At 44.1% G+C, this 20,008-nt stretch carries 17 protein-coding genes and 1 riboswitch; of the genes, 4 read left to right on the forward strand and 13 right to left on the reverse strand.

From position 1 onward, the window contains the following. Window positions 1-119 precede the first annotated feature (119 nt). From moaE to moaA, 4 genes are all read right to left on the reverse strand, one after another. Complete coding sequence (gene moaE / locus GKR48_RS14965) at window positions 120-572, reverse strand: molybdopterin synthase catalytic subunit MoaE (RefSeq protein WP_036949766.1); 453 nt, start codon at window positions 570-572, stop codon at window positions 120-122. 2 nt (window positions 573-574) lie between these two features. Beyond that, complete coding sequence (moaD, locus tag GKR48_RS14970; protein ID WP_154628650.1) at window positions 575-820, reverse strand: molybdopterin synthase sulfur carrier subunit; 246 nt, start codon at window positions 818-820, stop codon at window positions 575-577. Next, complete coding sequence (moaC, locus tag GKR48_RS14975) at window positions 817-1,296, reverse strand: cyclic pyranopterin monophosphate synthase MoaC (RefSeq protein ID WP_036949768.1); 480 nt, start codon at window positions 1,294-1,296, stop codon at window positions 817-819. Before moaC ends, moaD begins: the two co-directional genes overlap by 4 nt. 26 nt (window positions 1,297-1,322) lie before the next feature. Continuing rightward, a complete protein-coding gene (gene moaA, locus GKR48_RS14980; RefSeq protein WP_154628651.1) occupies window positions 1,323-2,303 on the reverse strand; it encodes a GTP 3',8-cyclase MoaA in 981 nt (326 codons plus the stop codon). Further along, window positions 2,293-2,428: riboswitch (molybdenum cofactor riboswitch) on the reverse strand. It overlaps the preceding gene by 11 nt. A gap of 445 nt (window positions 2,429-2,873) precedes the next feature. On the opposite strand from moaA, the gene GKR48_RS14985 reads away from it, so the two are divergent. Continuing rightward, window positions 2,874-3,704, forward strand: a complete 831-nt coding sequence (locus GKR48_RS14985; RefSeq protein WP_154628652.1) for an ADP-ribosyltransferase domain-containing protein — start codon at window positions 2,874-2,876, stop codon at window positions 3,702-3,704. Between the two features lie 264 nt (window positions 3,705-3,968). Next, window positions 3,969-4,877: a gluconeogenesis factor YvcK family protein gene (locus tag GKR48_RS14990; RefSeq protein WP_154628653.1), complete on the forward strand. Its 909-nt coding sequence runs from the start codon at window positions 3,969-3,971 to the stop codon at window positions 4,875-4,877. Between the two features lie 63 nt (window positions 4,878-4,940). Here GKR48_RS14990 and pgtA read toward each other — a convergent pair whose 3' ends face one another. Genes pgtA through GKR48_RS15005 form a run of 3 tightly spaced genes read right to left on the reverse strand, consistent with a single transcriptional unit; the run spans window position 4,941 to window position 9,413 of the window. Then, the gene (gene pgtA / locus GKR48_RS14995; protein WP_154628654.1) at window positions 4,941-6,188 is read right to left on the reverse strand and encodes a two-component system response regulator PgtA; all 1,248 of its coding nucleotides are present in this window, start codon (window positions 6,186-6,188) and stop codon (window positions 4,941-4,943) included. Next, window positions 6,181-8,187, reverse strand: a complete 2,007-nt coding sequence (gene pgtB / locus GKR48_RS15000) for a two-component system sensor histidine kinase PgtB (RefSeq protein WP_154628655.1) — start codon at window positions 8,185-8,187, stop codon at window positions 6,181-6,183. The genes pgtA and pgtB overlap by 8 nt, the downstream gene beginning before the upstream one ends. Further along, window positions 8,184-9,413, reverse strand: coding sequence for an ABC transporter substrate-binding protein (locus GKR48_RS15005; RefSeq protein ID WP_154628764.1), 1,230 nt, complete (start codon window positions 9,411-9,413; stop codon window positions 8,184-8,186). The genes pgtB and GKR48_RS15005 overlap by 4 nt, the downstream gene beginning before the upstream one ends. A gap of 400 nt (window positions 9,414-9,813) precedes the next feature. Between GKR48_RS15005 and pgtP the strand changes: the two genes are divergently transcribed. Then, the gene (pgtP, locus tag GKR48_RS15010; RefSeq protein ID WP_132494322.1) at window positions 9,814-11,193 is read left to right on the forward strand and encodes a phosphoglycerate transporter PgtP; all 1,380 of its coding nucleotides are present in this window, start codon (window positions 9,814-9,816) and stop codon (window positions 11,191-11,193) included. Window positions 11,194-11,262: 69 nt separating this feature from the next. Here the strand turns inward: pgtP and uvrB are convergent, their stop codons facing one another. The 5 genes from uvrB to bioB all read right to left on the reverse strand — a co-directional run bounded on the left by uvrB (window position 11,263) and on the right by bioB (window position 17,560). Further along, a complete protein-coding gene (gene uvrB / locus GKR48_RS15015; protein WP_036949781.1) occupies window positions 11,263-13,281 on the reverse strand; it encodes an excinuclease ABC subunit UvrB in 2,019 nt (672 codons plus the stop codon). A gap of 624 nt (window positions 13,282-13,905) precedes the next feature. Beyond that, window positions 13,906-14,580: a dethiobiotin synthase gene (gene bioD, locus GKR48_RS15020; protein WP_272521297.1), complete on the reverse strand. Its 675-nt coding sequence runs from the start codon at window positions 14,578-14,580 to the stop codon at window positions 13,906-13,908. After that, window positions 14,573-15,388 carry a malonyl-ACP O-methyltransferase BioC gene (gene bioC / locus GKR48_RS15025; protein ID WP_154628657.1) on the reverse strand — a complete coding sequence of 272 codons (816 nt, stop codon included), beginning with the start codon at window positions 15,386-15,388 and terminating at the stop codon, window positions 14,573-14,575. The genes bioD and bioC overlap by 8 nt, the downstream gene beginning before the upstream one ends. Then, complete coding sequence (gene bioF / locus GKR48_RS15030; protein ID WP_154628658.1) at window positions 15,366-16,523, reverse strand: 8-amino-7-oxononanoate synthase; 1,158 nt, start codon at window positions 16,521-16,523, stop codon at window positions 15,366-15,368. Before bioF ends, bioC begins: the two co-directional genes overlap by 23 nt. Then, window positions 16,523-17,560: a biotin synthase BioB gene (bioB, locus tag GKR48_RS15035; RefSeq protein ID WP_336431180.1), complete on the reverse strand. Its 1,038-nt coding sequence runs from the start codon at window positions 17,558-17,560 to the stop codon at window positions 16,523-16,525. The genes bioF and bioB overlap by 1 nt, the downstream gene beginning before the upstream one ends. A gap of 93 nt (window positions 17,561-17,653) precedes the next feature. On the opposite strand from bioB, the gene bioA reads away from it, so the two are divergent. Further along, on the forward strand, window positions 17,654-18,925 hold the full coding sequence (gene bioA, locus GKR48_RS15040; protein ID WP_154628659.1) for an adenosylmethionine--8-amino-7-oxononanoate transaminase: 1,272 nt from the start codon (window positions 17,654-17,656) through the stop codon (window positions 18,923-18,925). Window positions 18,926-18,972: 47 nt separating this feature from the next. On the opposite strand, the gene pgl is transcribed toward bioA, so the two are convergent. Beyond that, a complete protein-coding gene (pgl, locus tag GKR48_RS15045; protein ID WP_154628660.1) occupies window positions 18,973-19,953 on the reverse strand; it encodes a 6-phosphogluconolactonase in 981 nt (326 codons plus the stop codon). Between the last annotated feature and the right edge of the window lie 55 nt (window positions 19,954-20,008).

The following is a 20,008-nucleotide window of genomic DNA, read 5'->3' on the forward strand; positions in this document are numbered from 1 at the left end:
CAGCAAAACCACCAACAGAGTAATCCTTACTGTGATCGGACAAATTTGTTCCAAAGTTTATCACAATATTTTGACATTACCATTCGGCTTATTCGCATTTTCCGCGTAACAATTTAAGACTACCAACGGTTTGCAGAAGCTTCATCACTCTCTTTGGCTTCCACCCAACGTTCATTATCAGGGAGAGACTCTTTTTTCCAGAATGGTGCTTTGGTTTTCAGGTAATCCATTATAAATTCAGCCGCTTGAAATGCCGCATTACGATGTGCGCTGGTCACGCCCACGAATACAATTTCTTCACCCGGTTGTAAAGTACCGATACGGTGGATCACACTCACACGTTGCAGCGGCCAGCGTTCGCGAGATTGCATCACAATGTCCGCTAAAGCTTTTTCTGTCATGCCTGGGTAGTGTTCAAGCGTCAGCGCCGCTACGCTGTCCCCTAAATTATGATTACGAACTTTACCTGTGAATGTCACTACGGCACCATCACTGTCACATTCAGCGAGCCACGCATACTGCTCGCCGACACTGAAATTCTCGGTTTGTACCGCAATATGGGTATTGTCCATGATCATCCCCCGGTAACTGGTGGGAAGAAAGCCACTTCATCACCCGCATTCAGGGGATGGTCAGCAGAAACAAACGATTGATTAACAGCAGCTAATAATTTGCCATCTTCCAAGGCCAGCGCCCAACGATCCCCTTTTTGAGCCAATGCTTGGCGCAGAACTCCTACCGTTGGGTACTGTGCCGCTAACTCTAAACGGTCAGTGCCAACTAATTCACGAACTTGAGCAAAAAAGAGGACTGTGATCATGCTTCCACCTTAAAATGACCGGACTTTCCGCCCGTTTTTTCTAATAAACGCACAGGACCAATAACCATATCTTTTTGTACCGCTTTGCACATGTCGTAGATAGTTAATGCCGCGACAGAAGCCGCTGTTAACGCTTCCATTTCGACGCCCGTTTTCCCTGTCAATCGGCAACAAGTTTCGATGCGTACACGGTTATGGGCTTGCTCAGCTTCCAAGGTGACTTCCACTTTGGTAAGTAGTAAAGGATGGCACAGAGGGATCAACTGCCACGTATTTTTTGCCGCTTGGATCCCAGCGATACGTGCCGTCGCAAAAACATCCCCTTTATGGTGACTGCCATCCACAATCATGGCTAAAGTTTCTGGGTTCATCGTCACAAACGCTTCTGCGCGTGCTTCACGGACAGTTTCTGCTTTGGCTGATACATCAACCATGTGCGCCTCGCCCGACGCATTGAGGTGGGTCAGTTGGGACATAATTACTCCTGAAAATCAAAAAGTTATTAACCGCCGATAACGGAAAGATTCGGGGTGATCCCGCTGTCGCCTTGGTGAAGGAAATGGGTTTCGCGCTTAGACATTAACCCACTTTGGATTCGTGCTTTTAGGGCTTCATTCTGGTTTTCATCCCCCAGTAAATCACGCAGTGGAATGCCATTTTCACCAAATAAACACAAATGTAGATTGCCTAAAGAAGAAACCCTAAGACGGTTGCAGCTTTGGCAAAAGTCCTTCTCATACGGCATGATCAGCCCAATTTCCCCTTGGTAATCAGGGTGACTAAAGACTTGAGCTGGACCATCGCTACGAGAGCGAGGCTGCATATACCAGCCTTCTGCAATGAGGCGTTCACGAACGGTTTCACCAGACACATGGTAACGTTGGAATAGGCTGCTGCCTTCCCCTGTCTCCATGAGTTCAATAAAACGCAGTTGAATTGGACGATGTTTGATCCAATTGAGGAAAGATTTGAGGGCGATATCATTGACGTTTTTCATCAAGACCGCGTTGACTTTGACTTTTTCGAAGCCTGCATCAAATGCCGCATCGATCCCTTTCATCACTTGGAAAAATTTATCTTGCCCTGTGATCGCAGCAAACTGACGAGGATCAAGGCTATCTACACTCACGTTCACGGCATTCAACCCTGCATCTCGCCATGCTTGCACATCACGAGCCATCCGATAACCATTGGTTGTTACGGCGATTTTTTTGATGGAGTTATTTTCTTTGATAGCGGCGATGATATCGGTGAAATCTTTACGCATCGTTGGCTCGCCGCCAGTGATACGGACTTTTTCAGTCCCTAACTCAGCAAAAGCGCGGCTCACTCGACGGATTTCATCAAGTGTCAGAAATTCATGGCGACCACTCGGTTTGTAACCATCAGGCAGGCAATATGTGCAACGGAAGTTGCAAACATCAGTGATAGATAAACGAAGATAGTAAAATTTTCGGTCAAATTGATCGACAAGTTGCTGCATATTCACACCTTTCCAAATACGGGAGATGCAGACATTTCTATCTTGCACCCTGGTGACTCAAGGTCACGGCCAGAGCATCATATTCAGAAGAACTTAGACACAAAGGCTAGGAGTTATATCTGGAACCCTGTGAGTTGATTAAGCCTATAGGATTAAGACGATCATCACTGGGTTCACTTATTTTCTGTAAGGATTTTAGCCCATTGCAGATGAAAAAGCGAATCCAAAAACGATATACAACTTAATATACAACGACTTACAGAAAATAGCCGCTAGATTCAGAAGTCCTTATTATTATGGATAATTTTTTGCTATTTCCATGTGATGACAAACGCCTATCTGTCAAAATCTCGTCAAAATGAGGTTAACTCTGTGCACATTGTTTGTTGTAGATCAGTTTTATCCTGCGTTTTTTGATAGATAAACCTAAGAACCCAGAAATATGATGTCTCGAATTATTGAAACTACTACATCACCACCAAATCATTATTGAAACGAATTATTGAAACTACTACATCACCATCAAATCATTATTGAAACGAATTAAAATGGCACCATAGAGGATAAAATATGTATTTAAATTCAGCGAGTTCAAAAACTATTAATTCCTATTATTCAGCAACAAATAATTCTCGAGATATTTCATATTATGAAAAACAGCACCTTAATTATCTTGATAAAATAATGAGCAATGAAAGTGTTTCATTGCTTATCACCAAAGACTCTGAAGAATTTAATGCATTTAAAAAATGTTATTCTGAAGATTACTTAGAAAAGGAAACTGTGTTAGATATTAATGACCAAATTCGATTATTCAATAAAACACACTCATTTAATAATATGAACTTTGTGGATTGGTTTGCTCTTCAAGATTATAAACATGCAGGCTACGTCAGAATCAATCAAGCACTACGTGAAAATGTTTTATCGCTCAGGCACTACCCCGCCGAAATAAAGCAACTCTATTTAACCTTGATGCATCAAACCTTATTGCAATCAATGGAGTTTAAATATGAAGAAATTATATATCGAGGTGAAACTCGTGATATTAATTTCATCAATATGCTAAGTAAAGGCGATACCATAAAAACAAAATCATTTTGGAGCGCTTCAATGAATAAAGAAACCGCCCAATATTTTTGCGAGGATGTTAATGAATTAAATCCTGAGCAATATAATGTTTTTTATTTTATTGAGAATAAAAACCCTTATTCTGGTGCAAATATCAGTAAGATTTTACGTGATGGCGAAGAAGAGTTTTTATTTTTACCGAACACTGAATTTAATATTGTTAATACTCATCGTGATGAAAAAAACAAAACCTTCAATCTGTTATTAGAAACACGTCCAACAACGGAATATGCTCTTACTGAAAAAATTCATCACATTATCTTCCCTTAATTAACTTAATACAGGAGGGGCAATATTTGCCCCTCTCTCACCTCTATTTTCATACCTTTCTCGTCAATTATGCTTAGCCACATAATCAAGAAATTTGTGATACTGATCGAGAATATTCTCTTTTATTGTTTTTTATCACAGTAAGTAAACTTCAGATGGTGTTTTATGATAGATTAGCGCCAATTTTGTTTTAACACTGATTCTAGATTGATAATTTAGCTAGATTGACAGTTTAAATAGATTGATTGTTTAAATAGGAACACTATGCCAAACCGTAGTCTGACAAATCTTAATCACGTCGTCGCCCTTGGGGGTGGACATGGACTTGGTCGAGTGATGTCTTCTCTCTCATCTTTAGGCTCCCGTTTAACTGGCATTGTCACCACCACGGATAATGGTGGCTCTACAGGACGAATTCGTCGTTCTGAAGGAGGGATTGCTTGGGGTGATATGCGAAATTGCTTGAATCAGTTGATTACTGAGCCATCCATTGCCTCTAAGATGTTTGAATACCGATTTGCAGGTACAGGAGAATTATCAGGGCATAATCTCGGTAACCTAATGCTGAAATCCCTTGATCATTTAAGTGTTCGCCCACTTGAAGCTATCAATTTAATCCGCAATATGCTGAAAGTGGATGCGCAATTAATCCCGATGTCTGAATCGCCGGTAGACCTGATGGCTATCGATGATATGGGTAATGAAGTCTACGGTGAAGTTAACGTGGATGCTTTACAGGAGTTACCGCAAGAATTGCGTTTATACCCGCCCGTTAAAGCGACCACTGAAGCCCTTGATGCTATCTATCGAGCTGATTTGATTTTAATCGGCCCCGGTAGTTTTTTTACCAGCTTAATGCCCCTGTTATTACTCGATGATATCGCCTGCGCCCTGAAAGAGAGCCAAGCGCCGATGGTGTATATCGGTAATTTAGGCAAAGAAATCAGCACCTCCGCTGCCAGCCTTACACTTCCTGAAAAATTAGTGATGATGGAGCGTTATATTGGCCGCAAAAAAATCGATGCGGTGATTGTTGGACCGCGTACCGATGTCACAACAATCCGCCAAGAACGCAAAGTGACTCAGCGAGTATTAGAGGCGGATGATATTCCTTATCGCCATGATAGAAATTTACTGTTAAAAGCCATCGAAGAGACCATTCCTCTTCTGTAATTCACTGAAATTTCAAGTTGCAGGTCAATCCCTGCAACTTTCTCTCTATTTATCTCCAATAATTTATGTCCGATAATGGTGCTTATCTAATCCATACTTTTTCATGCGCAAATAGAGTTTTTTCCGCGGCATTTGCAGATATTCCGACACATCGTTAATTCGCCCTTGATGAATATTCAGCGCTTCCGTAATAATCTGCCGTTCATAATTTTCAATTTGTTGATCTAATGCTGTCGGCACTATCGATGTTAATAACGGATTCGCAGTTTCCCCCATCGGCATAATGCCAACCGCATATAGCTCCGCTGCGTTGGCTAGCTCCGTTACATTTCCAGGCCAATGACGCCGACTCAATTTTTTGACAAAAGACTCATCCAGTTCAGGGAGTTTCTGATTCAATCGAGTACAAGCCAGCTCTAAATAATACTGGAACAAAACCGGAATATCCGCCTTACGCTGAGATAGTGGCAAGCAATTCACTTGGGTTAATGAGAAATAATAATAGAGTTCTGCAATGATTTGCTGCTGTTTAGTCAACATGAGCAGCGGCTGCTCCGAAATCCCAATCAAGCGAAATCCCCGTGGGTCTTGTTGTAAATGCTGAACCAAATAACGCTGTTGGTTCACAGGGAGCAACTCAATATTTTTAATCACCAATGTACCTGAACGAGCCTCAGAGACCCATGCTTCGACAGGTACTTCTTGCTCATTTAATAATGTTTTGATCACTAATGGCGCTTGCTTAAGTGTACTGATTTGATGCAGATAGCGGGCTAAATAAGTGCGGCCGCTACCTAACTCTCCTTGTAAGAACACTGCGGCAAGAGTTTCCGATAACCCTTGAAGCTGCCCGCGAACTTGCTGTGACCATTCACTGCTCCCTACAAAATTGAGCATCAATTGGTTTTTACCCCATCGACGCTGCAATACACGCTGTTTACGTGCTGCCAACGCTTTAGCGACTTGCTCTAAGAGATATTCCGGATTAATGGGTTTTTGTAGAAAATCCCATGCCCCCATTTTGACCGCTTCCACCGCCATTGGCACATCCCCATGCCCAGTGATCAATACCACAGGGAGATGTTTGTCTTTGGCGAGAAAGAGTGTCATCAGCTCGATGCCCGAACATTCCGGCATACACACATCGCTAAGAACAATGCCACACCAATCGCGGTGGACTAACTCTTTTGCTGTCAATGGGTTATCACACGCATGAACTCGGTACCCCGCTTGTTCGAGTAATAGACAATACGCTTCCAATACATCTTTATCATCATCAATCAGCAATATGTCATGGTTGTCATCAAGCATCTTCAAGTACCTTTTTAAATTCTAAAATTACACACCCATTTCCACGCAATGTAGAAGCGATCCTCAACTCACCACCAATTTGTTGCATAATCGATTGACTAATGGATAACCCAACGCCCAAACCAATCTCTTTGCTTGTCGTAAAGGGTTTCATTAATGTGTCCGCCAAGTGCAGTGGCCAACCCGCCCCGTTATCGCACAGGGTTAATAGCAACTTATCGGCGGTTTCGCTGTAATCAACGGTGATTTCTGCCTCTGTGGGGCTAGCATCAAGCGCATTAGAGAGCAAGTTAACCAGCACCTGCTGAATACCTATTTCATCCCCCTGCACCTTAGGCAATATATTCGGATAACTTAATATCACTTTGCGGGTTTTATGTTGAAGCTTCAGGACATCCCAAGCGCTTTGAATTGATTGGCGTAAATTCACAGGTTGTAATTGCTCATTATCATCACGCTTACGAGCGAATTGACGTAGTGAACGCACAATACCATCCATTCGAGCCACGAGTTGTTCTGACTTATTTATCGCGATCAATGAGGTGTCATTATCTTGCTTTGGCAACCCTTTTTTCGCCATAAACAGGTGCATTGAGAGAGCATTTAACGGTTGGTTAATTTCGTGAGCTAAGGTAGTCATCGTCTGCCCCACGACGGCAAGTTTTGCCGTTTGGATCAGCTCATTTTGCGTGGTTCTTAAGTTTTCTTCTATTGCCTTACGCTCTGCAATTTCTTGCTCTAACTGAGTTTTCTGTTGATTAATTTGAGCAATACTGCGCTGTAACAGTGTACCAATTCGCCCTAACTCATCACGACCTTCGACAGGAATATGGGTCGTCAAATCCCCAATACTGATCCGAGCCACTGCTTGATTTAATGCGGTAAAGCGCTTGACCAAGCGAGGGCGAATAAACAGCATATTGAACAGCAATACCAACAGTAACGCCAACCCTGCGGTAATAATAATAATTGTGCCACTCCACGACATAATGTTCGCTAAACGTTGGTTCAGCGTTTGTAACTGAAAGTGGCTACTCCCAAGTTGTAAATCAAGCTGAGAGCGAAAATCAGCTAAAATTCGCTCCTTTTCGGTCGTTGCTTCATTTAAAGCTCTTTTCGCCGTTTGATAATTTTGTAGGACTTCGAGCATTTGGTTATCCGAAAGACCAATATCTAATAACTCATCAATGGTTTGACGCAGCGTCACTGAACTCGGGTATAAATTCAACGCCTCTTCATTGGTGGCTAAGTTCGTTTTTAAGTATCCTAAATAGCGGGCATAACCGTTAACATCGATGGGGTCATCAAAAGCATTATCCCCTTGAATATCCTTCAAGCGCCCCGTCAAAATATTGGTGATCTGCTCTTCCAAACGCGCCAATGTATAAATAAGCTGCAACTCTCCTTGCACGTTACGTAACCGACTTTGTAACCCTTTCGCTTGAAGAGGATCTTGCTCAATTTTATCCAGTAAAGAGCCTTGTTGTAGGCTGATATCTTGCGATAATGAGTTGAGTTCCGTACTAAAATCGTCATGTAACCAGTTGATCCGAGAAGATAATGTATTAATTTTTTCCCGTGCTAAAAACAGGGCATACAGTGCCTTATCCAATCGCTGCAAAAGATCCTGGCTTTGCGACAAAATCAAGGAAATCTGCTGTTGATCCTGCCCATTTAATTGTTGGTTAAACGCAGCGATTTGCGCCAAATGTGCAGTGATCTGATTGCGTAGTTGTAATCTCGTCGCTGTATTTGGCGCTTTTAAAAATTCGTTCAATTCATTGACTAAAGTATTTAGCTGCCCTTCAATCAAAAATGAAGCCTGCATTTTGGGAAAATAGTCCCCAAGCGCGTAGCGGATCTGCTTATTTTGCTCTTGCCATGCATATAAGCTGACGCAACTGACGATCAGTGTCATCAAGGCGCCCGCGATAAAGGCTCCACGTAAAATAGCCGTAATGCTGAAGCGCCCCATCAATTTCACTATCGATGTTTTCATTTAATTGCTTCCAATACACTGATGGCTTGACGTTGCTGTTCCTGAAAGAAATGCTGCCAGCGCATATATTCCTCTTCCGCTTTGCGATTATCTTCAAAACGCGAATAATAAGCAGGATCTTCGCTTTCTTTTGCACTGACTGGCATCGCCGTCAGTAACGCTCGAACGTCTGGTAAAGGGTGCTTTAGCTTAGCTTCAGCCATATATACAGCACGCCAAGCATCTTTCGATTCCGTTAAACGAAACGTGATTGCCGCATCAAATAGTTGTTGAACTAATCGCTGGCGCTTTAATACCAAATGGACATCTAGCGGTTTAGGAGAATCTAATAGTTGGTTTTGCTGCGCTTTTCGAGGGTTATCATCCTCAAGAGGCGTAACTGGATATTTTCCTGTGCTGCTGTCTGCAAACACTTTTTGCCCTTGTTCACTGAGTAAAAAATCAATCAGTTTTCGCGCTTTTTCTGGCGCTAAACTATGGCGAGTGATCGCAATAAACGTCGGCGATGTAGCTGAATCAGGCAGATAGTGAAACTCAAGTTCAGGATCCGCTAATAGCACATTCGCGTAGTTATCAATAATCGGTGCAGCCCCGCCTAGCCCCACTTTGATTTTATCGGCTACGCCAAAACTGCGTGATGAAACAGTGGCTAAATTCCCTGACATTCCCAGTAAAATGCGCCATCCATCTTCCCACCCTCGCTGCTGTAATAACGACTCAATCATTAAATGATAGGTATCAGAACGAGATGGGCTGCTTATCAATAACGAGCCTTGATATTGGCTATTTGTCAGGTCATCCCATGTCTTGGGAATGGGTAATTTGTTTTGCTCCATCCACTTTCGGTTAGTCAAAATGCCATATCCGGAAAATGCCACCGCAGCAACGGAACCTTTTAAGGATTCAGGAATTAAGCGCTGGGAATATTCAGGAATATCCGGCAATACACTCAACCGATTATGCTGCTGCAAATGGTGCATCAGCATCGGCGAGGAGGTCAGGATTAAATCGACATTTTCCAAGGCATCAGTATCTAACAAACGCTCTAATGAGGCACTGGTTCGGTTAATCGTGCGGATAGGTATCGCATCCACTCGCGCATTCCAATTCGTGACTATCGCTTGTGTCGCTTCGGGTGAGAATGTTGTCGCTATCACCAATTCATCATTTTTCGCATGGCTAATTCCCACGCTGTTTAGCAAAAAAATAAAAAAACAGAGCCGCATTATCAGTGGACGAATTGGTGTTATTAGTCTCATGAGCGTAGTCATCCCCTGGGTAGATGTGATTCATATCAAAGAAAGTAACAATAGTGTGAGTTTGTCAAAAAGTGCATTTGAGACAAATTTTACCCTTTTCGGATTTATGGGCACACGACAAAACTTACCCGCTTTATTCTCATTGTTACGCGATTAAATCAACCCTTAGTTGTTCATTCTTTGAAATCCATTCCCGTTAATTTATGAATGGGTCAATTTGACTCGTCACTATACAAAATTGGGTCAATTTTGACCCAACCCCTTCATATTGCGATATTTTTTCAACGAGAACATGATGAGCCTGTCAGAAATAAAACGACAAAAAACATCAGGGAATTTCTTTTTACTCTATTTCACAGGTGAACCTATGCTGTCATTTTTAACGCCAGCCACGGCAAAAAAACAAATTGCACCAGAAAAAGTTCCTGCCGCCTATAAACGCTATCGTGTTCAAGCACTGCTCAGCGTTTTCTTAGGCTATTTGGCTTACTATATTGTTCGTAACAACTTCACGCTCTCTACCCCGTATTTGAAAGAAAACTTAGATTTAAGTACGACTCAAATTGGTCTATTAACCAGCTGTATGCTAATTGCTTACGGGATCAGCAAAGGCGTGATGAGTAGCCTTGCCGATAAAGCTAGCCCAAAAGCATTTATGGCATTTGGTTTGATCCTGTGTGCCATCGTCAACTTCGGAATGGGGTTTAGTAACGCATTCTGGTTATTCGTTGGTTTTGTAGTGCTTAATGGTATGTTCCAAGGCATGGGTGTGGGTCCGTCATTTATCACCATTGCAAACTGGTTCCCGCGTCGTGAACGTGGTCGTATCGGTGCATTCTGGAATATTTCTCATAACGTGGGTGGGGGGATTGTTGCCCCAATCGTCGGTGCTGCTTTCGCCGTATTAGGAACAGAGCACTGGCAAAGTGCGAGTTACATGGTTCCCGCTTGTATTGCGATTTTATTTGCAGGGGTTGTGTTGGTATTAGGTAAAGGTTCCCCAAAACAAGAAGGTTTACCTGCACTTGACCAAATGATGCCAGAAGAAAAAGTGATCCTGACTTCGGCGCAAAAAGAGCAATCACCAGAGAATATGAGCGCCTTCCAAATTTTCTGTACCTATGTACTGAAAAATAAAAATGCGTGGTATATCTCTTTTGTTGACGTCTTTGTGTATATGGTGCGTTTTGGCGTGATCAGCTGGCTACCAATTTATCTGCTGACCGAGAAAAACTTCTCTAAAGATCAAATGAGCGTGGCATTTTTATTCTTCGAATGGGCGGCGATTCCATCCACTTTATTGGCAGGTTGGTTAACAGACAAACTGTTTAAAGGTCGTAGAATGCCGTTAGCTATTGTCTGTATGACACTGATTTTCTTCTGCCTCATCGGTTACTGGCAAAGCCAATCATTAGCTGTCGTCACCTTCTTTGCAGCAGTTGTTGGTTGCTTAATCTATGTGCCTCAGTTCTTAGCGTCAGTACAAACAATGGAAATCGTGCCAAGCTTCGCAGTTGGTTCAGCCGTCGGCTTACGTGGTTTTATGAGCTATATCCTTGGCGCAACTTTAGGTACTAGCTTATTTGGCTTCGTGGTTGACCGTATGGGCTGGCATGCCGGTTTCTATCTGCTGTTAGGAGGCATTGTTTGCTGCATTATCTTCTGTGTACTGTCTCACTTAGGTGCATTAGAACTTGAGCGTAACCGCCAATCGGTAATAGCAAAAGGCCAGTTAGCTAACGCGTAATCTCAGTCAGAATAAATAAGGTAGAGCGCAAGTATTTTGCTGAGCTCTACCTTTACTATTCATTGTTAATTACGAATTGGCGATAAATTGGTTTCGTAGTGTTTGTAACTCATCTCGCACTCGCGCCGCAGCTTCGAATTCCAAGTCTTGAGCATGCTTGTACATTTGTGCTTCAAGCTGAGAAATACGCTGCTCCAGCTCTTTCGTTGACATGGATTGGACATTAAGCAGAGATTCATCTTTGATGCTCTCTTTACCGCGCCCTTTCCCTTTTCCACCCACTTTGTGACCAATCTGGAGGATATCCCCCACTTTCTTGTTCAAGCCTTTAGGCGTGATCCCATGGGCTTCATTAAACGCCATCTGTTTGGCACGACGTCGTTCTGTCTCAGCAATTGCTTTTTCCATGGAGTTAGTGATCCTATCCCCATACAAAATGGCTTTACCGTTCAAGTTACGCGCTGCACGACCGATGGTTTGGATCAGTGAACGCTCTGAACGTAAGAAACCTTCTTTATCAGCATCAAGGATAGCCACCAGCGAAACCTCTGGCATATCCAAACCTTCTCGCAATAAGTTGATCCCAACCAGTACATCAAACTCGCCGAGGCGTAAATCACGAATAATTTCGACACGCTCAACCGTATCAATATCCGAGTGCAAATAACGCACACGCTCCCCATGCTCTTCTAAATATTCGGTGAGATCTTCCGCCATGCGCTTGGTTAAGGTGGTGACCAGCACACGCTCCTGTTTCTGGACGCGAATACGAATTTCGGATAGCAAATCATCCACCTGCGTAGCCACCGGGCGTACTTCAATCAGCGGATCAAGCAGCCCTGTCGGTCTAACTACCTGCTCAATCACTTCCTGTCCTGATTTATCCAACTCGTAATTACCCGGTGTCGCAGAGACATAGATAGTTTGAGGCGCTAAAGCTTCAAATTCTTCAAAACGCATTGGGCGGTTATCAAGGGCAGAAGGCAGCCGGAAACCATACTCTACGAGAGTCTCTTTACGAGAACGGTCACCTTTATACATCGCACCAATTTGAGGGATGGTTACGTGAGACTCATCCACAACCAGCAATCCATCAGCGGGCAAATAATCAAATAATGTTGGTGGTGGCTCGCCCGGAGCACGACCCGAAAGATAACGTGAATAGTTTTCAATGCCGGAGCAGTAGCCCAGCTCATTCATCATTTCCAAATCAAATTGGGTGCGCTGAGTGATCCGCTGCTCTTCCAGTAGCTTATGATTCTCTAACAACACTTTTCGCCTATCAGCTAACTCGACTTTGATATTTTCCATCGCCTCAAGAATTCGTTCTCTTGGCGTCACATAGTGAGTTTTAGGGTACACGGTAAAGCGTGGTACGCGATGTTGAATAGCTCCGGTTAACGGGTCGAACAACGATAATCGCTCCACTTCGTCATCAAAAAGTTCAACTCTTAATGCATATTCATCAGATTCTGCAGGGAAGATATCGATCACTTCACCACGAACACGGAAAGTCCCTCGCGTAAACGCTTGGTCATTACGGGTATATTGCAAGTCTGCGAGGCGGCGCAAAATAGAGCGCTGGTCAATGATCATGCCGTCAGTCAAGTGCAGCATCATTTTCAAATAACTGTCCGGATCGCCCAACCCATAAATTGCAGAGACCGATGCCACTACAATAACATCACGGCGCTCAAGTAAAGCTTTGGTTGCAGACAAACGCATCTGCTCGATATGTTCGTTTACCGAAGCATCTTTCTCAATAAAGGTATCAGAGCTGGGAACATACGCTTCAGGCTGATAATAGTCGTAGTAAGAAACAAAATACTCCACTGCGTTCTCAGGAAAGAAGGCTTTCATTTCGCTGTAGAGTTGCGCAGCCAAGGTTTTGTTATGCGCCATCAACATCGTTGGACGATTTTCTTGAGCGATAACGTTAGCAATTGTAAATGTTTTACCTGACCCCGTAACCCCTAACAAGGTTTGATGAGCAAGACCATCTTCTAACCCTTCTCTTAATTTACGAATCGCCTCAGGCTGATCGCCTCCCGGCTGAAAATCAGAATACAGTTTAAAATCCTTGCTCATAGTTATGCCTCTTTAATAATCTCTCGCCTATGATACTGGATAAAAAACCAGCTTCAAGTACTGGCGATAAATTTCCTTTTTATGAGGTTGAAATCTGTTTACGAAAATGTTATCCCCAAAATAAAACTTGACCTTTTCGAAAGTGGATATTTTATGCTTTTAGACTTTTTGGCTTTAACGCAAATCTAAATAGAACGCTTGCTTTTATTTAACTATTTGTATTTAAATGAAATTATATAAAAGCCCAGAATCACATCAAATAAAGGCAAAGCCGCTTGTCACCTAGCATCAGAATGGTTTTTGAATGTTAATTCACAAGGTTATCCACAGAAATAGTGGATAACTCTGGAAGCCCTTCCGTCTCATGCACTCCCGTAACATGCTCATTTTACGGTTTGGCGATAAAATGACAGAAATATGGCGAAATGGTGAAAGTGTTTTTACTCTCCATTCGCGACAAAAGAAAAATATTCTGTTTTTTTACGGAAACTACTTAGTATTTTCCCGATGAAACTTGACAAAAAAAGGATCATTAACGTTAAAAAAGATCGGCAAAAACAAGTCAAAGGCGTATTCCCGCCATACCTAATTGTATAGCGGGTTTATGACGATTTTTAAGGGATCTTAAAGGAAGGAAAGGTCTAAATATTGCCCTAAACAATCGGTAGATTGGCTTTCGATATGCGGGATGATCCCTAAGCATGGCGCACCTATCATACGCTTCAATGCAGTGAGATATTCTTGTTGATATGTGCCCGCAGGCTCCACTTCATTCGCAACCCAGCCAACTAAAGATAACCCAGAGGCTTTCACAGCTTGCGCGGTTAATACCGCATGGTTAATACACCCAAGCTTCACACCAACCACCAAAATCACGGGTAACTGCAGCTCAACCACCCAATCTGCATAGGTTTGTTCGGCAGATAATGGGGTATACCAGCCGCCAGCACCTTCCACTAGTACCCATTCAGCCTGCTTCTGTAACTGTTTTAGCCCTTGAGTCATCACAGAAAATTCAATGGGCTGACCCGTTTTTTCACTCACAATGTGTGGTGACGTTGGCGCTTCAAAAATGATGGGATTGATTTGCTCATAAGGCACGCTAATGCGGCTATTCGCTTGAAGCTGTAGTGCATCACTATTACGCAAACCTTGTGCCGTCATTTCGCTACCTGAAGCAACTGGCTTATACCCTACGGTTTTCAGCCCTTGCAGATTAGCCGCTTGTAACAATGCACAACTCGACATCGTTTTGCCGATTTCAGTATCGGTTCCGGTTACAAAATACGTTTTAGTCACGATAAATAATTCCAAATACAGTTTGATAGGTTAATGGCAGCCCTTTCTCGGTATTTGGGTATACCTCGATTAGTTGCTGCAAACGCTGACGTGTCATCAGCCCCGGTTGGCGACCCGCAGTTAAGTGAGTTGCGCCGATTCCCTTCACCGAATTAAGCAATTCAATGAGGTTAGAAAAATAGAGCGTATCCGCTTGTTGATAAAGTTGGCTACGCCACGCCTGACAGCTCTTAACAATCTTTGAGTAGGGTAAAAAACGGTTAACATGAGGGGAATCATCTAACGCTTTCCAAGCCACCGAGAGTTCACCAAGGGAGTGCTCCGCTAATGTGGTGAACCCGATAACGCCACCTGGCTTGGTCACACGATATAGCTCGCTTAGAACATGAGATAGATCATCGCACCACTGAATGGCTAAATTCGAAAATACCCAATCAAAACTGGCATCCTCAAAAGGAAGCGCGTCCATATCCCCACAGACATAACGGTGTGCCGCTTGCTTGTTTCGCGCGACATCTAGCATGCCGGCAGAGAGGTCAAGCGCCGTCACATGCGCTCCCCTCTGTTTGATAATTTGGCTAAAAAATCCTGTCCCACAGCCCGCATCTAATACCTGTAGAGAAAACATAGGCGTCTCTATTGTCCCGTGGCTTTCTAACAAGCCAAGCAGCCGCTTACCGCTATTTTGTTGATAGCTAGCTAGAGAATCATAGCGTGAGGCTGCACGCCCAAATGCGGAAGCTATCTTGGTTTTTTCTCGAATATTTCGCGATAAACTCGCCTCATCATGATACAAAGACAAACTCATTGAGAGCCTCCAATAATTTGTCGATATCGTCTTGCTGATGAGCGGCGCTTAATATCATGCGTAATCTGGCACTCCCTGGAGGAACCGTTGGCGGTCTAATTGCTTGAACCCAAATGCCTTTCTCACGCAAGAATTGTGATAACTGCAAACTCTTTTCATTATCCCCGACAATCAGCGGTTGGATAGCCGTATTTGAATCCACCAACTGCATATCCGGTAAATTAAGCTGGCGCCTAAAATAGCGAATATTGCGCTGTAATTGAGCCCGTTCCTCGTCCGCTTGTTGAATTTTTTCTATCGCCGCCGAGATAGCGACGGCTTGAGCCGGAGGCATTGAGGTGCTGTAAATAAGATGGCGAGCCGCTTGAATTAAAAAGGCCGCAGTACGTTCATCACACAACACCGCAGCCCCGCTAACGCCAACGGCTTTACCAAACGTAGCCACAAGAATCTCGGGCTTAATACCGTATGCATCACAGCTACCACGCCCTTGTTGACCCCAGATCCCAAGTCCATGAGCATCATCGACCATTAACCATGCATCGTGGGCGTGAGCCAGTGTTTGCAGTTCATCAAGTGGCGCACTATCCCCATCCATGCTGAACACCCCTTCCGTCACCACTAACGTTTTCGCTTCATGGGGTTTACTAATTAACTTTTCGAGGGAATCAACGTTATTGTGACCAAAGCGCCGTAACTGGGCTTGGGAATGCATAGCCCCTTCTAACAAAGAAGCATGGCTGAGTTTATCAGCCAGAATACGGTCTTCCGCCATCATTAACGCAGTGATCACGGCATGGTTAGCGGCAAAGCCGGAGATAAACAAAATGGCACGTGGATAACCCAACCAATCAGCCAGTTTCTGCTCCGCTTGGTGATGAGCGCGAGTGAACCCCGTGATATGCCCAGAGCCACCACTTCCAACCCCATACTCTTGCGCACCTTGCTGCCAAGCACGGATAATGTCGGAGTGTTGGCTAAGCCCTAAATAATCATTCGACGAAAAATTCAGGTAGCTTTTGCCTTGAAAATGGAGTTCCCGCCCAGCGCTTTTTTCAATACATCTGCGCTCACGCCATGCAGAAGCGTCTTTACGCTTCTGCAATTGGCTATCGATAAACGATGCCCAGCCCATCAGACTGCCGCGTTATAAAATTGCGCATTGTCCGCGGTTAACAGCGTTTCTGCCAATTTAGCTGCTTGCAGATCTTCCGCGTCTTCCATTTCAATACGCTCAGGGTTGATATTCAGCTTTTTAAACAGCGCAATATCTTTATTTTCATCAGGGTTTGGCGTGGTTAACAGTTTGCAGCCATAGAAAACAGAGTTCGCACCCGCCATAAAGCACAACGCTTGGGTTTGCTCGTTCATATGCTCGCGCCCTGCGGATAAACGCACATAGGAGCTTGGCATCATAATCCGCGCTACAGCAATAGTACGAATAAAATCAAATGGATCGACATCGTCGTTATCTGCCATTGGCGTGCCTTCAACCTTCATCAACATATTGATAGGCACACTTTCTGGTGGTTTTGGTAAGTTCGCCAGCTGCACGAGTAATGCCGCACGGTCACTGACTTTTTCACCTAGGCCCAAAATGCCACCTGAACAGACTTTAATTCCCGCATTACGCACATTATCCAGCGTATCTAAACGGTCTTGGTAAGTTCGCGTGGTGATAATATTGCCGTAATATTCCGGTGAGGTATCAAGGTTATGGTTATAGTAATCCAACCCCGCATCCGCTAAGCGACCTGCTTGCGAATCATCAATCATCCCCAGCGTCATGCACGTTTCCATTCCTAGTGCTTTCACTTCCTTGACCATCATTTCAAGGTAAGGCATATCACGCTCTTTCGGATTACGCCATGCTGCGCCCATACAGAAACGCGCGGAACCCGCATTTTTGGCTTTTTTCGCCGATTCAACCACTTGCTGGACTTCCATCAAGCGCTCAGTTTCTAAGCCCGTTTTATACCGCGCACTTTGAGCGCAATACTTACAATCTTCAGGACATGCCCCTGTTTTGATAGATAGCAGCGTGCTCACTTGCACTTGTTGCGGGTCAAAATGTTGGCGATGTACTTGCTGTGCTTGAAATAGTAATTCGAAAAACGGCATTGAAAACAGTTCGTTAGCTTGTTTTATTGTCCACTGTTTTAGTTGGCTCACGGGAACTCTCCAGTTGAAAAAGTTGTTGCCAGTTTAAATATTGCGATTATCATGTCAACTAAATGACCTAAAAAAAGTTGACGAAAGATAATTATGGACAGCTGTGATATTGCTTTTGATGCCAAGCACATTTGGCATCCTTACACCTCAATGAGCCACCCTATTCCTGCCTACCCAATCGTTGCCGCAGAAGGTGCTGAGCTGATTATGGAAGATGGTAGAAGGCTGGTGGATGGAATGTCATCATGGTGGGCAACCATTCATGGCTATAATCACCCGGTACTCAATCAAGCGGTCACTGACCAACTGGCGAAAATGTCCCACGTGATGTTCGGGGGTATTACCCATCCACCTGCCATTGCATTATGCAAACAACTGGTTGCCATCACCCCTGAGCCATTAGAGTGTGTTTTCCTTGCAGATTCTGGCTCCGTCGCCGTAGAAGTTTCCTTAAAAATGGCGCTACAATACTGGCAAGCTCGCGGTGAAAAGCGCCAGCGCATTCTCACTTTACGTCATGGTTATCATGGCGATACTTTTGGTGCGATGGCGGTGTGTGATCCTGACAACTCCATGCACGGTTTATACAAAGGTTATTTGCCGCCTCATATTTTTGTCGATGCGCCTCAATGTGGTTTCCATGATGAATGGAATGAAAATGATCTTCAGCCACTCAAGTGTCAACTTGCCGAGAATCATCAAGACATTGCCGCGATCATCCTAGAACCCATCGTTCAAGGTGCGGGCGGAATGCGTTTTTATCATCCTAATTACCTCAAAGGCGTTCGTGAGCTTTGTGACCATTACGGATTACTGCTCATTGCAGATGAAATCGCCACTGGCTTTGGTCGTACCGGAAAGTTATTTGCTTGCCAGCATGCGGAAATTTCACCTGATATCATGTGCCTAGGTAAAGGTTTGACGGGGGGATATATGACCCTATCGGCCACCATTGCCACTCGCCATGTCGCGGAAACCATCAGTAATGGGGAAGCTGGCTGCTTTATGCACGGACCGACCTTTATGGGGAACCCATTGGCCTGCGCCGTTGCCAATGCCAGTTTGAAATTATTGCTAGAAAGCCCATGGCAAGAGACTGTTGCCAACATTGAGCAGCGACTGAAAACGGAGTTACTTCCCCTTGCCCGTTATTCCAGTGTTCAAAATGTTCGGGTGCTAGGCACTATTGGGGTGATTGAGATGAAACATCCAGTCAATACGGCCGAATTGCAGAAAATTTTTGTGGCTGAAGGGGTATGGGTACGCCCATTTGGTAAGCTTATTTATGTGATGCCGCCGTATATTATTACCCCAGAGCAGCTGAGTAAAATAACTCAAGCAATGGAAAAAGTGCTTACCGCGTAATGAAACCTGTCGCTGGGTTATTCACACAGCGGCAGGCTTGTCAACAATTAACGGAATGTCACCCACATACAGCCCGCAGAGGCTTTATAACGCGCTAATTCAGTTAATTTTCCAGTGATAGAGTCAATCTCTGACACTGAAATATGATCGGATTTTTGTCCACTCGACACCAAGAAACGCCCTGATGGGTCAATATTAAAACCACGAGGCTGCGCTTGTGTTGGGTAGCGTCCGACTAAACTTAACTCGCGCCCATTCTCAGACACTTGATAGTGAGCTAAGTAACTTTCTGAGCGTTCACTCGCATATAAATGATGACCATTTGGCGTGATATGAATATCCGCCGCCCAACGCTGGCTCTGATTTCCCTCAGGGTACAACGCTATATTCTGCATTTCACGGTAACGCGTAAATTTATGGTAAACGTTGATCGTGGAATCTAGTTCATTCAAGCAGTAAATCACTTTTTCTTGAGGGTGTTGCGCTAAATGACGAGGGCCTGCTTTCGATGCTGTCGTGATTTGATCCGCTGTGGCTTCAGTTAAATAGCCATTTTCTGTCAGATCAAACAGGCGAATATGATCTTCGCCTAGGCATGGCACCCACAGCTGCTGATTATCAGCGTCCATATGGGATGAATGCGGATGGCGCAATCCTTCGATCACTTGAATTGGTGCTCCTGCAACCCCGTCACAGCCAATCGGTAATACCGCTAAATTGTGCTGGTGATAAGAAGGGACAAACAGGAATTTACCGCTATTATCCAGCGATAAATGCACAGGTTTTCCTGGTACGCAGGTTTGTGCTTTAAAACGTAATGTACCTTGAGGTTCAATATCATAGGTCACAACGCTCAAGTGAGGACCAACTCCGATATACAGATGCTTTTTATCGTGGCTCACCACCATTGGCTGTACTTGCCCTGGCGTACTCACGGTTTGCAGTAGTGAGAGTTCGCCCACTTGATTCATCGCCCAAACGTGAATTTGTTGGGTTTCTGGGCTGGCAACATAAACAACCTGATCCATCCTGACTCCTTGATTGATAGTAAAATCATCGAATGAAATGATTGACTGACTATAC

The sequence above is a fragment of the Providencia sp. wls1943 genome, from assembly GCF_009706275.1.
Classification (GTDB): Bacteria; Pseudomonadota; Gammaproteobacteria; order Enterobacterales; family Enterobacteriaceae; genus Providencia; species Providencia zhijiangensis.

Bases quoted from the DNA above. Each gene is read 5' to 3' on its own strand.
- GKR48_RS14990 (WP_154628653.1), top strand. From the start codon at position 3,969: ATGCCAAACCGTAGTCTGACAAATCTTAATCACGTCGTCGCCCTTGGG.
- uvrB (WP_036949781.1), bottom strand. From the start codon at position 13,281: ATGAGCAAGGATTTTAAACTGTATTCTGATTTTCAGCCGGGAGGCGAT.
- GKR48_RS15005 (WP_154628764.1), bottom strand. From the start codon at position 9,413: ATGCGGCTCTGTTTTTTTATTTTTTTGCTAAACAGCGTGGGAATTAGC.
- bioC (WP_154628657.1), bottom strand. From the start codon at position 15,388: ATGAGTTTGTCTTTGTATCATGATGAGGCGAGTTTATCGCGAAATATT.
- pgtA (WP_154628654.1), bottom strand. From the start codon at position 6,188: ATGCTTGATGACAACCATGACATATTGCTGATTGATGATGATAAAGAT.
- pgtP (WP_132494322.1), top strand. From the start codon at position 9,814: ATGCTGTCATTTTTAACGCCAGCCACGGCAAAAAAACAAATTGCACCA.
- bioA (WP_154628659.1), top strand. From the start codon at position 17,654: ATGGACAGCTGTGATATTGCTTTTGATGCCAAGCACATTTGGCATCCT.
- moaE (WP_036949766.1), bottom strand. From the start codon at position 572: ATGGACAATACCCATATTGCGGTACAAACCGAGAATTTCAGTGTCGGC.
- moaC (WP_036949768.1), bottom strand. From the start codon at position 1,296: ATGTCCCAACTGACCCACCTCAATGCGTCGGGCGAGGCGCACATGGTT.
- moaA (WP_154628651.1), bottom strand. From the start codon at position 2,303: ATGCAGCAACTTGTCGATCAATTTGACCGAAAATTTTACTATCTTCGT.
- GKR48_RS14985 (WP_154628652.1), top strand. From the start codon at position 2,874: ATGTATTTAAATTCAGCGAGTTCAAAAACTATTAATTCCTATTATTCA.
- moaD (WP_154628650.1), bottom strand. From the start codon at position 820: ATGATCACAGTCCTCTTTTTTGCTCAAGTTCGTGAATTAGTTGGCACT.
- pgtB (WP_154628655.1), bottom strand. From the start codon at position 8,187: ATGAAAACATCGATAGTGAAATTGATGGGGCGCTTCAGCATTACGGCT.
- pgl (WP_154628660.1), bottom strand. From the start codon at position 19,953: ATGGATCAGGTTGTTTATGTTGCCAGCCCAGAAACCCAACAAATTCAC.
- bioF (WP_154628658.1), bottom strand. From the start codon at position 16,523: ATGGGCTGGGCATCGTTTATCGATAGCCAATTGCAGAAGCGTAAAGAC.